This window comes from Streptomyces sp. NBC_00525, assembly GCF_036346595.1.
Taxonomy (GTDB): domain Bacteria; phylum Actinomycetota; class Actinomycetes; order Streptomycetales; family Streptomycetaceae; genus Streptomyces.
In genome coordinates this window covers 121,634-136,558 of the sequence record NZ_CP107834.1, presented here as the reverse complement: position 1 = coordinate 136,558, position 14,925 = coordinate 121,634, and the positions used below count along the sequence as shown (strand labels likewise).

14 protein-coding genes and 1 tRNA gene are annotated in these 14,925 nt (G+C 68.8%); 10 read left to right on the top strand and 5 right to left on the bottom strand.

What is annotated here, in order from left to right; translation table 11 throughout:
* The first annotated feature begins 284 nt into the window (after positions 1–284).
* Both OG710_RS00615 and OG710_RS00610 read left to right on the top strand, forming a co-directional pair.
* The gene (locus tag OG710_RS00615; protein WP_330237575.1) at positions 285–869 is read left to right on the top strand and encodes a S1 RNA-binding domain-containing protein; all 585 of its coding nucleotides are present in this window, start codon (positions 285–287) and stop codon (positions 867–869) included.
* A gap of 31 nt (positions 870–900) precedes the next feature.
* Positions 901–1,832, top strand: a protein-coding gene (locus tag OG710_RS00610; RefSeq protein WP_443064209.1) for an IS5 family transposase whose coding sequence is annotated in 2 segments (ribosomal slippage) — positions 901–1,260 and positions 1,263–1,832 — 930 coding nt in all. Because the reading frame shifts where the segments join, the coding sequence is not laid out codon by codon here.
* Between the two features lie 201 nt (positions 1,833–2,033).
* On the opposite strand, the gene OG710_RS00605 is transcribed toward OG710_RS00610, so the two are convergent.
* Complete coding sequence (locus tag OG710_RS00605; RefSeq protein WP_330242117.1) at positions 2,034–2,897, bottom strand: phosphotransferase enzyme family protein; 864 nt, start codon at positions 2,895–2,897, stop codon at positions 2,034–2,036.
* Positions 2,898–3,194: 297 nt separating this feature from the next.
* Here OG710_RS00605 and OG710_RS00600 point away from each other — a divergent pair, with 297 nt between their 5' ends.
* From OG710_RS00600 to arsB, 4 genes are all read left to right on the top strand, one after another.
* Positions 3,195–3,785: a DinB family protein gene (locus OG710_RS00600; RefSeq protein WP_330237574.1), complete on the top strand. Its 591-nt coding sequence runs from the start codon at positions 3,195–3,197 to the stop codon at positions 3,783–3,785.
* A 661-nt stretch (positions 3,786–4,446) separates the two neighbouring features.
* On the top strand, positions 4,447–5,316 hold the full coding sequence (locus OG710_RS00595; protein ID WP_330237573.1) for an acyl-CoA thioester hydrolase/BAAT C-terminal domain-containing protein: 870 nt from the start codon (positions 4,447–4,449) through the stop codon (positions 5,314–5,316).
* A 766-nt stretch (positions 5,317–6,082) separates the two neighbouring features.
* Entirely contained in the window at positions 6,083–6,391 is a 309-nt protein-coding gene (locus OG710_RS00590) for an ArsR/SmtB family transcription factor (RefSeq protein WP_330237572.1), read from the top strand.
* Positions 6,388–7,506, top strand: coding sequence for an ACR3 family arsenite efflux transporter (arsB, locus tag OG710_RS00585; protein ID WP_330237571.1), 1,119 nt, complete (start codon positions 6,388–6,390; stop codon positions 7,504–7,506). Before OG710_RS00590 ends, arsB begins: the two co-directional genes overlap by 4 nt.
* Before the next feature lie 146 nt (positions 7,507–7,652).
* On the opposite strand, the gene OG710_RS00580 is transcribed toward arsB, so the two are convergent.
* Positions 7,653–8,048, bottom strand: a complete 396-nt coding sequence (locus OG710_RS00580; protein WP_330237570.1) for a GNAT family N-acetyltransferase — start codon at positions 8,046–8,048, stop codon at positions 7,653–7,655.
* Between the two features lie 101 nt (positions 8,049–8,149).
* Between OG710_RS00580 and OG710_RS00575 the strand changes: the two genes are divergently transcribed.
* Positions 8,150–8,223 (top strand) — tRNA-Val (locus tag OG710_RS00575).
* Positions 8,224–8,396: 173 nt separating this feature from the next.
* Here the strand turns inward: OG710_RS00575 and OG710_RS00570 are convergent.
* Complete coding sequence (locus OG710_RS00570) at positions 8,397–8,984, bottom strand: TetR family transcriptional regulator (protein ID WP_330237569.1); 588 nt, start codon at positions 8,982–8,984, stop codon at positions 8,397–8,399.
* A gap of 116 nt (positions 8,985–9,100) precedes the next feature.
* Here OG710_RS00570 and OG710_RS00565 point away from each other — a divergent pair, with 116 nt between their 5' ends.
* The 3 genes from OG710_RS00565 (at position 9,101) to OG710_RS00555 (ending at position 11,866) form a co-directional block, all read left to right on the top strand.
* Positions 9,101–9,952: a class I SAM-dependent methyltransferase gene (locus OG710_RS00565; RefSeq protein WP_330237568.1), complete on the top strand. Its 852-nt coding sequence runs from the start codon at positions 9,101–9,103 to the stop codon at positions 9,950–9,952.
* A 222-nt stretch (positions 9,953–10,174) separates the two neighbouring features.
* Entirely contained in the window at positions 10,175–10,930 is a 756-nt protein-coding gene (locus OG710_RS00560; RefSeq protein ID WP_330237567.1) for an SDR family NAD(P)-dependent oxidoreductase, read from the top strand.
* A gap of 90 nt (positions 10,931–11,020) precedes the next feature.
* The gene (locus OG710_RS00555; RefSeq protein ID WP_330237566.1) at positions 11,021–11,866 is read left to right on the top strand and encodes a helix-turn-helix transcriptional regulator; all 846 of its coding nucleotides are present in this window, start codon (positions 11,021–11,023) and stop codon (positions 11,864–11,866) included.
* Between the two features lie 20 nt (positions 11,867–11,886).
* On the opposite strand, the gene OG710_RS00550 is transcribed toward OG710_RS00555, so the two are convergent.
* Both OG710_RS00550 and OG710_RS00545 read right to left on the bottom strand, forming a co-directional pair.
* Positions 11,887–13,713: a vWA domain-containing protein gene (locus OG710_RS00550; RefSeq protein WP_330237565.1), complete on the bottom strand. Its 1,827-nt coding sequence runs from the start codon at positions 13,711–13,713 to the stop codon at positions 11,887–11,889.
* Positions 13,710–14,771 (bottom strand): ATP-binding protein, encoded by a 1,062-nt coding sequence (locus OG710_RS00545; protein ID WP_330237564.1) that lies wholly within the window; start codon positions 14,769–14,771, stop codon positions 13,710–13,712. Before OG710_RS00545 ends, OG710_RS00550 begins: the two co-directional genes overlap by 4 nt.
* Between the last annotated feature and the right edge of the window lie 154 nt (positions 14,772–14,925).

The window sequence follows — 14,925 nt, the reverse complement described above, 5'->3', positions numbered from 1 at the left end:
CTGCCCCGAGGGGCCGCAGGGCGGGGCCGCTCGGGCAATCGCGGGCGGGGGCGGCCGCTCGGCTACGGATGGAAGAGGGCCGGGTCATGTCGGTGATGTTCAACGAAGAGACCCGCGAACTCCTGGACGGGGAAGACTCCGCAGATCTTCCGCAACACACCCGAACGTGGCCAGCCAACTAGGATTTATCCGGCCGATCATGGTTCCGGTTGTTGGGGCACGGCGGGACTTCAGTCTGTTCAGGTCATAGTCGGCCCCGCGATGTCGTGTGCCAGGGTGACGGTATGGATTGGCAGTCTGAGAGCCCGGAACTCTGGGCATTTTTGGAGACCTTGCACTGCGGCGACATTTTGTCTGGCACCGTTGCGGCGATCGAGCGGTTCGGGGTCTTCGTGGCCCTGGACGACGGACCTGCCCATCCCCTCTTCCCCGGTGTCGGGTTCATCGTGATCCCCGAGTTGTCCTGGCGGCACATCGACGCTCCCACCGATGTCGTTCACGTAGGCCAGCGTGTCTCGTGTGAGTTCCTCCAGTTCGACACCTACAACCTGGAGGCCAGAATGTCCTTGAAGGCGCTGGAGCCCGACCCCCTGCGGGCTTTCGCCGACCGCACGCCGGTGGGTCAGGAAATTCGCGGGACAGTGAAGGAGACCGTTCCCATCGGCGTCTTCGTCGAGCTCGGAGACGGGATCGTCGGGCTCATCCCCTCCAGAGAGATCGACGGTCGGCCCGCGGTGAGTCCGGTGGAGGACTTCGGGGCCGGACAGGAAATCACCGTCATCGTCACCGAAATCGACCTGCCGACCCGCCGAATCTTTCTTTCCAGGCCGAAGAACGCCCAGCACGAAGGTGTCATGCCGGTCACGTGACGGCCAGCGTGCTCCAGCCGTTGATGCGAGCATGGGGCGGGGTGATCTGAGTGATGCCGAGTGGGAACGACTGCGATCGTTCCTGCCGGTCAGCAACAGGCGTTGCGGCAGATGGCGGAGCCACCGGCAGGTGATCGACGGCATTCTGCACCGGGTACGGACCGGCGTTCAGTGGCGTGACCTGCCCGAACGGTTCGGACCGTGGAAGACGGTCTATGAGCGCCACCGCCTGTGGTCTGCCGACGGAACCCGGGAACGCCTGCTCCAGCAGGTCCAAGCCTCAGCCGATGCAGCGGGTGAGATCGACTGGGACATCTCGGTCGACTCCAGCATCGTGCGGGCGCATCAGCATGCGGCGGGCGCTCGCACCGAACCGCCACCGACGCTCGGCTCAGAGGGGGCCGAAAGGCCAGAACATCAGGACGAAGCGCCGTGGCAGAGTCTGCACGCCCGCCTGGTGGAGGCGGTGCTGGAGGTGAGGGCCTGGACCGCTCGCGCGGCGGGTTCACCACCAAGCTCCACCTGAGCGCGGACGGCCGCTGCCGCTCGCTGTTTTTGATTGCTACCGCAGGTCAACGAGCGGTCTGCACGCAGTTCATCGCGGTGCTGGAGAAGATCCGAGTGCCCAGAATCGGGCATGGGAGACCGCGCGTGAAGCCGGAAAGCTTTGCGGCCGAAAAGGCCTACGGCAACGGCCCCGTCCGCGAGTACCTGCGACGGCTGGGCAATCCGCCACACGATTCGGAGAGGAGTGACAGCCAGGCAGCCCGCCTGCGCAAAGGTTCACGAGGTGGACGGGCGCCTGGCTTCGACGAAGAGCGGTACAAGAAGCGCAACACCGTCGAGCGGGCGATCAACCGCATGAAGCCGTTCCGGGCGGTCACCACTTGCCACGACAAGCACGGTTGCGTCTTCCTCGGCACCGCCACTGCGGCGGCCGTCTCGATCTGGCTCCGCACATGATCGGCCGGACAAATCCTAGCCCTGCGGCACACTGCGCCGGGGATCGGCCCACTCCAGCGAGAACGGCTTCGGACCAAGCATCGCCACATGCCGCACTTGCAAACGAACTGACGACTCAGAACGCTAGTTGGGAAATGACGGTGCCACTGCTGGGCTCCCGCCTCCCAGCTACCACGAGACCAATTTGCCCGGCGGTCATCTCTACCGAAGGCCATCGACTCGTCCGGCAACCGTGTCGAGTGTCGGCCAAGGAGGACCGTTGCGCAGCAGGCGCAGGAACTCCTCTCCGAATCGCCTGCCATTCGGAAACTGGTCGCCAAGCTCCCAACGCCACGCGGCGACCATTGCGATAACGAGTTGCCGACACTCGTCCAGAAGCTCTTGGTCAACGTTGGGATAGTGCGCACAGACCGCCTCGGGAGCATGGGCGAGATCGAACTCGACGGGGCCACGGCAGCACGTCTCAAGGTCGATGAACAACGGCCCGTTCTTCGTGCTGAGTACGTTGCCTGGATGCGGCTCGCCGTGGAGCAGTTGTTCCATGGCGCCCCGGTCGTCGATCGCCCGTCGTAGGCTTGCGAGCCTGTCGCTGAGAAACACGCGGTCCGCATCGGCGAGCCCTGGCGATCGATGCGGATCGGCGACAACTGCCTCCGCCTCCGTGATCCGGTCGGTGAACATCGGGCTCGGCACATCGACCTCGCGCATTCCGGCGTGCAGCCGTTCCAGTGCCTTGGCGTAGTCGACTGGTGAGACATGGGGTGTCACGGGCTCGTAGTAGGTCCACAGCGTTACGGCGAAGCCATCGTTCGTGTACACGCGCGGGTCCGCCCGCGGCTCCAGGGGACACGTCGGGCACCCGACCTCGGCGAGCCGCTGGGCGAGCTCGACTTCGAACTCTGCAACCTCGTGCCCCACATGGGCGACTCGGGCGAAGACGTCGCATGGTGTCAGCCGCAAAGCCAGCTTGTTCGAGTTCTGGAGAACGATTGCATCGTTGACCGGCAGGTCGAGCGATGCGGCGACCGAAGTCGCTGCCGCGATCGCGCGCGTGACGTCGTTCATCTCCACCTTCGAATCTTGGCACAGTGCCGTGAAAGCTGTCGTGCCTCAATTCAGTGGACCCGGATGCGTCAACAGCGTCTCGAAGCCGCAGGGCTCGAACTGCGCGCGCCGCCGGCCTTTCACCTTTCACAGGGTGATTCGCAGGCCCCCGCCCCGTCCACAAGCACGTTGCCTGGGCCGGGATAGGCGCAGCCTGTCCGCGCCTCACCGTTGCCGGCAGGCTCCGGCTGTGCCGGTCACTGTGTTCCACCTGCTGGATCTTGAGGCCGCGAGCAGCCCATGACAGGCTCACATCGCATGATCGATGAATTCGCGAGGGACAACCTGCACGGGAGACTGCGGCGGGACCGCGAGGCCCTGCTCTGGAAGCTCGACGGCCTGTCCGAGTACGACGCACGCCGACCGTTGACAGCGACAGGGACCAACCTTCTCGGCTTGGTGAAACACGTGGCCAACGTCGAGGCCAGGTACTTCGGCGAAGTTTTCGACCGTCCGTCCCCGGAGCCGCTGCCTCGGTGGCAGGACCACGACGGCAGCGATCTGTGGGCCGCTGAGGACGAGACCCGCGATCAGATCATCGGGCTGTACCGGCGCACGTGGGAACACTCGGACGCGACGATCAACGAGCTTCCCCTCGATGCCGCCGGTCACGTGCCGTGGTGGCCGGAGCCGTATTCCAGCACGAACCTGTTCGCCATCCTGGTCCATGTCCTTGGCGAGACCAACCGGCATGCCGGGCACGCAGACATCCTGCGAGAAGGCGTCGACGGCCGATCCGGGATGCGCCCCGAACACGAGGTCCAGATCGACGAGGAAGCGCGCGCTGCCTACTGCGCGAAGATCGAGAAGGCCGCCAGATCGGCCAGTGTTCTCAGCAGTGCGGGGTGAGTGAAGAGTCCGGCCCCCGGGTGGCGCCGCCGGCGATTTACACGGGTGCGACGGTCTGCCAGCCGCGTATCCGGACCGCCGACGTAGAAGCCTCCGCGGCCCAGATTCTTCTTGCACGTGGCGTCATCTACTACCCGGCTTCGCCCCTCGAAGCTGATGGTCCTTCGTGCGCTTCCTGTCGTAGTAGACCATTGATGCCGAGCAAACAGTGCGGTGAACTGGGCTGATAAACACATGGCCGGATGAAGGTCGCGATGGTGGTCCATGTCTCCACCGGCCACGACGATGAACTCGGTGCCGAGGATGGTCCCATATCGGGCCGACTGAGGGCGACGCCCGTGTTGATGTTGACGGCCCGCAGGACGTCGTCCGATGTCGCCGGCGTGTCGGCGATGAGCTGTAGTACTCAGTCCGGTCGATGCGTATGTCCGCGAAGAAGCTGCTTGCCGGTCGTGTCGATCACCACTGTGTGGTGGCTCTTCTTTCCGGTGTCCAATCCGCCTCAGAGCTGGTGCCACGCTGCAAGGCTTCGGTGCAGCGGAGCGACACCCGGTTCATGCTGAATCGGAGCGTATGCATGGGGTCGCTCCGCCGCGCTGGTCGATGGTGAGACCTACCGTCGCCTGGTGGCAGAATCTTCCGGAACGGTCTACGGGGAAACATGGTCATCATCAAGCAGGAAATCGCCGGACCCGTCGAGGGCGTGCTGGTGAGGCCAGCCGCAGGAGGCCGGATCGGGGTGCTCGTTCTGCACGGCTCCTACGGCCCCGGCACCGAGCAGCGATGCCGATCGCTTGCGCGTAGCGGGTTGGTGGCTTTGGGACTCCGCTGGTACGGCGGCGAGGGCCAGGCGCCTGGAATCTGCGAGATCCCGATCGAGACGTTCACGCACGCCCTGGACCTTCTGCACTCCCAAGGCATCGAGCGTCTTGGCGTGCTCGGCCTGTCCAAGGGAGCCGAGGCCGCGCTGTGGCTGTCCGTCCTCGACCAGCGTATCGACGCCGTCGTCGCACTGTCGCCCACCTCAGTGACATGGCCAAACCTGGGCCCCGGCACGGACGGTCGGAGTCGGCCCTGGCGCTCGTCATGGACCTGGCGCGGAGAGCCGCTCCCGTTCGTGCCGCTGGACGAGGCATGGAAGCCGGAACCACCCGACGAGGACGGACTGGTGTCCCTTCGTGGCTGGTACGAGCGCAGTCGCAAGCTCTACCCCGAGCAGTATGAAACTTCGGCCATCCCCGTGGAGAACACCGCAGCCGAGCTTGTCCTGGTAGCCGGCGGAGACGACCGGACCTGGCCCTGCCTGCCCGCCGCACGGGCGCTGAGGGACCGCCGGGCTGCCGTTGGGTTGCCCACCGTACTAGTCGAACGGCGCGCTGCCGGCCACCGTCCCCGCCTCCCAGGTGAAGGACCAGTCACTCCGCCGACGCATCTGCGCTACGGGGGGACCGACGCCGACGACGCAGCGCTGGGGGCCGCCGCCTGGCCACACATCTTGCAAGCCCTGCACGGCGCCAGCCCGCTCCGCTGACATTGGTTGACGCTTCTCGACAGCCCGTGCGGGCCCACGGCGATCTCGCCGCTTCCGGCCGCTGCTGGACACCGCCGTCGGCTTCGCCGGAACCGCGCTCACCAATGACGCACTCCGTACCCAGCGCGAGCACGCCGACTACCTTCTACGCCGCCGCGCCCACTGCATCGCTATCGCCAAGGTCCGCCAGAAGAAGCCGTGCAGGCAGACGATGTCCCTGCCTTGGGCGGACAACCCGCTCCAGGGCCGGACTCGTGACATCGGAAACGGCCGCGCCGAGATCCGGTGTAGACAAGGTCGCCGCAGTGGAGCATCCGTGCCTCACCGGTTCCCAGCAGGCCGTGCAGATCGAGCGCCGCCCGATCGACCGAGAGGCGGGCAGGAGGGCCCTCCCGCTGTCTATGCCGTCACCGGCCTGACCATCGAGCAGCAACGCGCCGCCCGATGCGCGCAGACGGTTCGCGACCACCGGAAGGTCGAGGCCCTGCACGACGTCCGCACGAGAAACCGCTCGACACGGCCTTCGCCGAGGAGGCCTGCCAGTTTTGAACCGGCAACGTATCCCGAGTTGATGCTGGCCTCGGTCATCGCGACGGCGACCGCCTGGGAGCGGTCCCCGTTGTGGACGCAGACGGGCAGGGCGGGCGGTCTCGCCTCGGGGCTCTGGGGGCGTGAACGACGCCCCCCCGAGTAGCGGTGGCTGCGCGTCAACCGTCACATCAGTATCTGCTGGTATCAGTAGGTGTTGATGTGAGAATGTCGGTGCATGCTGACTTCAGTCGACGCTGATGTGATCCGGGCACTGGGCGATCCGCTCCGGATGCGGATCGTGACCCTGCTGGCGCGCGAGACGCTGTGCACCACGCACCTGGTGGAGGAGACCGGGGCCCGGCAGACCAACCTGTCGAACCACATGAAGGTGTTGCGTGAGGCCGGGCTGGTGGAGACCGAGCCGTGCGGCCGCTACACCTACTACAAGCTCAAGCCCGACGTCCTCGCCGGGCTCTCCGAGCAGTTCGCCGAACTCGCCGCATCCGCCCGCGCCGCCGCCGAGAACAAGAGGGCCTGCTCATGACCGCCACCGAGCCCACCACCGCTCGCGCCGCGAGCGCAGACGCGGCCGGGGGCGACTCGATCGTCAGGAAGCTCTCCACCCTCGACCGCTACCTCGCGGTGTGGATTCTGCTTGCCATGGCCGCCGGTCTCGGGCTCGGCCGGCTCGTCCCCGGCCTTGGCGACGCGCTGGTGAAGGTGGAGATCGGTGGGGTCTCGCTGCCGATCGCGCTCGGCCTGCTGGTCATGATGTATCCGGTGCTGGCGAAGGTCCGCTACGACCGGTTCGACCGCGTGACCGGCGACAAGAAGCTCATGGTCTCGTCGCTGGTCATCAACTGGCTCGTGGGACCTGCGGTCATGTTCGCGCTGGCGTGGATCTTCCTGCCGGACCTGCCCGAGTACCGCACCGGCCTGATCATCGTGGGCCTGGCCCGGTGCATCGCGATGGTCATCATCTGGAACGACCTGGCCTGCGGCGACCGCGAGGCCGCCGCCGTTCTCGTCGCACTGAACTCCGTCTTCCAGGTCCTGGCGTTCGGCCTGCTCGGCTGGCTGTATCTCGACCTTCTGCCCGGCTGGCTCGGCCTCGGTGACGGCGAGCGTCTCGACATCTCCATGGGGAAGATCGCTCTGAACGTCGTCATCTTCCTCGGCATCCCACTCGCAGCCGGGTTCCTCACCCGCCGCCTGGGCGAGAAGAAGCTCGGCCGCGCCGACTACGAGGCCAAGTTCCTCCCGAGGGTCGGTCCGTGGGCGCTGTACGGGCTGCTGTTCACGATCGTCATCCTCTTCGCCCTCCAGGGCAGGACCATCACCTCCCAGCCGCTGGACGTCGCCCGGATCGCGCTGCCGCTGCTGGTCTACTTCGCCCTGATGTTCTTCGGGACCTTCCTCCTGGGCAAGGGTCTGGACCTGGCCTACGACCGCACCGCAACCCTCGCCTTCACCGCTGCGGGCAACAACTTCGAGCTGGCCATCGCGGTCGCCATCGCCACCTTCGGTGTCACCTCCGGCCAGGCCCTGTCCGGGGTTGTCGGCCCCCTCATCGAAGTACCGGTGCTGATCGGCCTGGTCTACGTCGCACTCGCCTGGCGCAAGAGGTTCACCGACAACGCGACGACGCCGGCCCCGTGAGACAACCGACCCGTGTTGTGGCCGCCCCCCAGCGGACGGCTGCCGGAAACCTCTCTGGCTGACGCCCTCCGGCCGTATGGCGGCGGCGCGGGTGGAGTTGCCCAGCCGTACACCCGACCTCGGCCTCCAACGGCGGGAGGCCGGGGTCACAGGGCGAGCAGCCCTGCAGCGGTCTCCCTGAACCCGCAGGCATCGAAGTAGAACGATCGCAAGTGCCCTTCGAAGTCGACATGCAGCCACTCGCACCCCGCAGCGCGGCATCCCTCAGCAGCTGCCTTGACCAGCGCGGCTCCCACTCCACTCGAACGATTGGGCTGAGCTACGACCGTGTCCAGGACAAACGCATGGACGCCGCCGTCCCAGGCGACGTTGACGAAGCCGATCAAACGATCACCTTCCCGGGTGCAGACCCAGCCGAGGCTGTGACGTTGAAGCCTTGCACACCAGTCGGTCTGCTCGACTGGATGACCGAACCCTTCGGCATGCAGCTGGTTGAGCGCTGAGTTGTCGACGTCGCCCCGCCACTCATACGTGATCGTCATGGCCCCGAACCTAACGATCACCAGAGCCGGACCCCAGGACCGGGCGCCCATCCAAATGTCGGAGCGGTGGGCGCGGGTGAGTCGTATGATCGTGGCGGGATGGGGCTCGTAGCGCAGCGGTTGTCGCGCCCTCACGACATGTGGGAGGACACCGGTTCGAATCCGGTCAGCCCCATCCCGCCTTGGCTCGCCCAGACTCTTCACCCCAACCGCGTACGGACCCGTCACCGGCTTCGGCCGCAGCTGTCGGCTCCCTGCCCCGCGTCCCGGAAGATGCCGGCAGCACGGCTCACTCCTGCACCCTGGTACGCCGCCGCCAGACGCAACAGAGGCGTCGTCGGCTGGGCCTCAGCGTGGGAGGAGTGCTGCCAGCAGTCGTTCTACGGTCGCCGTGCTGTCGGTGGTTTGTTCAGGGCTGCCGGTCATCAGCAAGTGGTGGGTCGTGCCGACGAGGGCGAGCGCGATGGTGGCGGCGTCGCTGTCCGCCGGAATCCGGCCGACGTGCTGTTCCGCCTGGAGGTACGAAGCGACGGCGTGCTGGATCGCGTCGAAGGCGGGCGCGCCGGACCGGAGGCCGTCGCGGGTGTGCGCCGCGGCCGCTGGGCGGGTGATCGCCAGGCCCACCACCGCGGGCGGAAGAGAGTCCAGCAGAGCCCCGACAACGTCCTGGAGGTTCTCCGCGACCGTGGCGTGGCCCACTTTGGCCTCCAGGGCCTGGGCCTGGCGGGCGCTGCGGGCGAAGCGGTCCAGGACCAGTTCGGCGACGAACTCGTCCAGGCCGGCGAAATGCGTGTGCAGCACGCCCTTGGCGCAGCCCGCCTCCGCGGTGATCGCGCGGCTGGTCAACGCGGCGGCGCCATCGCGGGCCGCCACCCGTTCCGCCGCCGCGAACAGCCGCTCGCGCAGATCCGGAATCGCTACTCCACGAGGTGACACAACTTCCCCTGTCGTCCTGGTCGTTGCAAGTATGGGCGGGCGCCCATACTATTTTGGGCACTTGCCCATTCTAGGGCCGGGACGCCTTGTCGCGCCCGGCGGGAGGGAGCTCAACCATGGGGCAGTTCGCCAACACCGCGCAGGCCGAGGCGTGGAACGGATACGAGGGCGCGCAGTGGGCCCGCAGCCAGGAGCGGTGGGACGCCGTCAACGACGGCTTCAACCAGCCACTTCTGGACGCTGCGGGCATCCTCGACTCCGACACCGTGCTGGACGTCGGCTGCGGAGCCGGCCGTACGACGCGCCTCGCCGCCCGCCATGCCGTACGCGGCCGGGCGCTCGGCCTGGACCTGTCGGAACCGATGCTGAACAAGGCTCGGGAGAGCGCCGTACGCGAAGGAGTGGCGAACGCGGACTTCGTGCGCGGCGATGCGCAGGTCCACCCCCTGGGGGACGGAACGTTCGACGCGATCATCAGCCGGTACGGCATGACCTTCTTCACCGACCCGGCCGCCGCATTCGCCAACTTCCACCGCGCACTGCGCCCCGGTGGCCGGCTGGCGTTCATCTGTGCGGCCGAGCCGGAGGGCAACGAGTGGCTCGCCGCCATGGCCCCGCTCAAGGACATCCTGCCGCTCGGCGGGTTCGGGAAGACCGGCGCCCCCGGCATGTTCTCCCTCACCGACCCCGGCCACATTCAGGATCTGCTCGCCGCCGCCGGGTTCCAGAAGGTGCAGGTGCAGCACATTCGAGTGCCGGGGAAGTGGGGAGCCGACACCGAGGACGCCACAGCGTTCATGCTGGACTCCGGCCCCGTACGCCACCTGCTCGACCAGGCAACGCCGGCCTCGCGGACGGCGGCGCGCCAGGCACTGACAGCCACCCTGCAGCCCTACGAGACTGACAGCGGGGTGTGGCTGCACAGCAGCTCCTGGCTGGTCACCGCCATCCATCCGGCACGCGACTGAGCCCCTGCCTGCCGGCAGACGTGGCTCTCAGTGGCCGTGCCGCTACCCGAGGTCGGCACGGTCATGTTACGGCCACCACCCGGCGGGACGGATGCTGAAGGGGGGATTCACGATCCCTGGATAACTGCGGCCTTCATTTGCCCCCGGGCCCGCGCGATCGTTGAGTGGAAGGCGGCGACGGACCGGCCGGTCCGCCCGCACCTCGAACCCAACGGAGCCATCATGACCCGCATCGCCCTGATCACCGGCGCCAACCGCGGCCTCGGCCGCAGCACCGCCCTGCACCTCGCCGAGTCCGGCACCGACCTGATCCTCACCTACCGCTCGCACGCCGACGAGGCCGAGGCCGTCGTGGAGGCGGCCCGCAAGCTGGGCCGCACCGCGATCGCCCTGCGGCTGGACACCGCGGACACCGCCACGTTCCCCGCCTTCACCGCCCAGGTGCGCGAGGCGCTGGCCCGGGAGTGGGGCCGCGACGCTCTCGACATCCTCGTCAACAACGCCGGACACGGCGTGTACGCATCGTTCGAAGAGACCACCGAGGAGCAGTTCGACGGGCTGATGGACGTCCACGTCAAGGGCGTCTTCTTCCTCACCCAGGCCCTGCTGCCCCTGATCGCGGACCGCGGCCGCATCCTCAACGTCTCCACCGGCCTGACCCGCTTCGTCGCCGCACCGACCGCGGCCTACGCCGCGGCCAAGGGGGCCGTCGAGGTCCTCACCCGCTACCTGGCCAAGGAGCTGGGGCCGCGCGGCATCGCGGTCAACGCCCTCGCACCCGGTGCCACCGGCACCGACTTCGGCGGCGGCGGCGTCCGCGACAACGAGGACATGCGCGCCACGATGAGCGGCGTCACCGCGATGGGCCGCCCCGGCGAACCCGACGACATCGGCGCCGCCGCTGCCGCGCTGCTCGCCGAGGGCACGTCCTGGGTCACCGGGCAGCGCATCGAGGCATCGGGCGGCATGCTGCTGTGAAGGGACCCGGGCCGCCCGGACCGGCGACCCGGACACCTCCACCCACCGGCCCGGACCCCAGGCACCGGAACCACGAGGGAGACTGGAACCGTGGACCGAGCACAACTCGCGGACTTCCTCCGCACCCGCCGCGAAGCCCTGCAACCGGAGGACGTGGGACTGCCCCGCGGGCCGCGCCGCCGCACCCGCGGCCTGCGCCGGGAGGAGGCAGCGGCGCTGAGCGGCATGTCGACCGACTACTACAGCCGACTGGAGCAACAGCGCGGGCCGCAGCCGTCGGAGCCGATGCTCGCCGCCATCGCCCGCGGCCTGCGCCTCTCGCTCGCCGAACGCGACCACCTGTTCCGTATCGCCGGACACAACACTCCATCCCGCCCCGGGAACCTGCGCTCCGACCACATCACGCCCGGCCTGATGCGCATCCTCGGGCGGCTGGACGACACGCCGGCGCAGGTCGTCAGCGACGTGGCGGAAACCCTCGCCCAGACACCGGCGGCCATCGCGCTCCTCGGCGACCAGACACAGTTCACCGGGCCTGAACGCAGCCTCACCTACCGCTGGTTCACCGACCCCGCCGCCCGGCTGCTGTACCCGGAGCAGGACCACCCGCTGCACAGCCGCTTCTTCGCCTCCGGCCTGCGCGCCGCCTACTCACGCCAGGGGACAGGGGGTCGCGCCGAGCACCTGCGCGACCTCCTGCTGGAACGCAGCACGGAGTTCGCCACCCTGTGGAGCGCGCACGAGATCGACGTGCCACGGGTGGACCCCAAACTCGTACGCCATCCCGAGCTGGGCGTCCTCACCCTCCAGTGCCAGGTCCTCCTGGACCCGGAGCAGAACCAGACACTGCTGGTATACACCGCAACCCCGGGTTCGCCGGACGACGAAAAACTGCGGCTGCTACCGGTACTCGGGGCACGTACGGCAGGCACCTGACGGCCTCGGCCGCACTCCACCTAGGTCAGCCGGAACACCGGGCCGCGCGGGGTGAACGGCAGCGACGCCCCCTGCGGTATCAGGTAGGCGTGCTCACGGCGAATCCGCAGGACATCGCACCAGCCGTCGGTGATGACGAGGACCGGTGCGGCCGGCGGGAAGTCGTCCGCCCGCTGCAACAGATCGATGCCGGGCTGGAGTTCGGTACCGCCGCGGCCGCGTATCCGCACCCGGCCGGCGATCTCGGCGGGCGGCAGGTAGTCGGCGTCGTAGGGGGCGGCGTCGCAGAAGACCACGCGTGCCGCGGGCACGTCTCGGGCCTCGGCGTACGAGGCGATGGCACCGAGAGCCTTGCCGAGCAGGGTGCTGTTCATCGAGCCGGAGGTGTCCAGCACGACGCCGAAGGTGCAGCGGGCCGTCTCCTGGGGCGGGAAGTACCGGCCGGCGCGGGGGATGTCGGGCGTCGCGGCCTGCCGCCGTGCCGGACGCGCGTACGAGCGTACGAGCTCCGGGCGGGGAACGTACTCGTCGAACCAGCGGGCCAGTCGCGCGTCCCACGGCACGGGCGGGTGCGACAGGGCGCGGATCTCCTCGATCAGCCCTGCGGGCAGGAGGCCGCGCTGCCCGTACTGGTGCAGGTCGAAACCCTGCACCAGACCGCGCCGGTAGAACTCGTCCAGGTCGGTGTACGGCCGGGCACCGGCATGCGGCAGCGGCTCGCCGAGGATGTCCCCGGCACCTTTGCCCCGCAGGGTCGCAAGCCTGCGGTGGCGGCGCAGATCGTGCGCGATGCGGTCGTACACCTCCTCGGCGGACAGGCCCCGCAGGTCCGGGTCGTACAGCAGCCCCTCGGGCATGTCGCCGACGCGCATCTGGACCAGCCAGTCGTTGACGACGTAGTCGGCGGCCACGTTGAAGAGAAACGGGTCGCGGCCTCCACGGCGTTCGCCGTGCCGCAGCGCGGCGTGCAGCATCTCGTGCGCGAGGACGAAACGCCATTCCTCGTCGGTGAACCCGCGCAGCGGGTTGATGTAGATCTCGCCCGCGACCGGGCTCACCGCCGCGATGGCGATGCCCTGCGCCCGGGCCAGCTCGGCGTCGGCCACGATCTTCAGACCCGCGGCGAGCCCGCCCAGCAGGGGATAGGAGGAGATGAACCAGTTCAGGGCACGGTCCCAGGGCCGCTGGGGTGCGAGCTCTCCGGTGGTCCGGTCGCGGCGGCCACCGGCCACGTCCATCGCGGCGGACACGCTGCGGGTCAGCGCGTGCGCGAAGGCGGTCTCCCAGTCCGGGACCGCGGAATTCCAGGCGTTCCAGGTGGCGAGGACCTGGTCCGGGCGCTTGCCCGCCGTGCCGCAGTGTTCGTACGCGGCGGGAATGCCGTCGCGGCGCCACCGGGCGGCGAGCAGCTCCTCGTCGCCACCCGGGAACGACTCCGGCAGCGCGATGGGCGCCCGGCCCACCGGATGGCTGACCAGGAAGCGGTTGACGACCGCGCAGCGTGCCGCGACGTCGAAGCGGTCCGGCTGTTCGCGCGGTCCGTCCGCCGATGCGGGCACATGGCCGAAGCCGAGGTGCAGCAGACAGTGGCCGAGCGCCCATGCCCACTCCGCCGGATCGGCCCGTTTGGTGGGGTGGGCGTGGATGGTGCCGTTCGACGTGACGGCGGCCAGCCCACCGGCCGGGGCCAGCGTGCACGCGTCCTGGCGGCACACCGACGCCTCCAGCGCCGCGAACGCCGGATTGCGCTTGACGAGGGCGAGCCCGGCGGCGAACGCCTCGGTGGCGGGGTCGGTCTTCTTCTGCCCGTCCTTGCCGCCGCCCCGGCGCCCGCCGGCCGCCGTCACCGTCGGGCCTCGACCAGCCGGGGCATGTCCCGCGCGGCTTCCACGAGGAACCACGCGGGCAGCACGGGCAGCCCGTCGGCGTCGTCCGCGATGACGGTCTGGGCGACCTCGACCGAGATCTCGGCGAGCCGCACGAGCAGCGACTTGGCCCGGTAGGCGGTCTGCCGCAGGGACGGCGAGACGTGCTCCTTCTGGCGCGGCAGCTCCTTGACCAGGTGCCCCCGGAACGCGTCGGCCAGGTAGTAGAGCAGGTCGCGGTCCTCGGGCCGCCCCGGCCAGGAGGCGTCGCCCTTGAGGATCGCATCGAGGCCGAAGGCATGACGGACGATCTTCGCGTAGCCGCTGAACGAGACCGCGTGAGCGGGTGTCAGCGTGCCGTGCACGACGACCTTCAGCGTCTCCTCGTCGATCCCCGGCCCGAAGGAGTGCAGGGCGTCCGACAGCATGTGCCAGGACCGGGGCGTGGAGAACGGCTCCTCGGTCTTGGGCGGCTGCGACCACAGGTGGTCGGGGCGGTCGGCGAGGTAGTCCGTCACCCACGGGTGAACACCGTTCTCGGCCGCCCACACCAGCCAGTCCGCGGCCGAGGCCCGGAGGTGGACATGGGTGAGCCGGTTGACGAGCGCGGAGGCGATGGGCCGCGCCAGCGCGTTGTCCGTGGCACGGTTGCCGGCCCCGATGACGATCGAGCCGGCGGGCAGCTCGTAGGCACCGATGCGGCGGTCCAGGATCAGCGAGTAGAACGCCTTCTGCACGTCGGGCGTCGCCGCGTTGAGCTCGTCGAGGAACAGGCAGTACGGCTCGTCACGGGCGATGGACTCGGGCGGACAGAACACGGACCGGCCGTCACGGATCTGCGGCACGCCGATGAGATCCTCCGGCGCGAGCTGGGTTCCGAGCAGGCTGACGCACTCCAGCCCCAGGGACTCGGCGAACTTCCTTACGAGCGACGACTTGCCGATTCCGGGCGCACCCCACAGGAAGACGGGCCGCACGGTGGCGAGGCCCAGCAACAGTTCGGGGATCTGGGCGGGGGTGACGGTGACGGCGGCCTGCACGCGGGAACGTTCCTTCGGGATTCTCGGAGTCGCGAACCGCCAGTATGCGGAGGCACAAAGCCGCGCGCAGCCCAATTAATCACCCGCCGCCGAATCCCGAAGGGCGCCCCCTCGCCGGCCGGGGCGCGACCGCATCTCGGAGCCCGTACGCTGC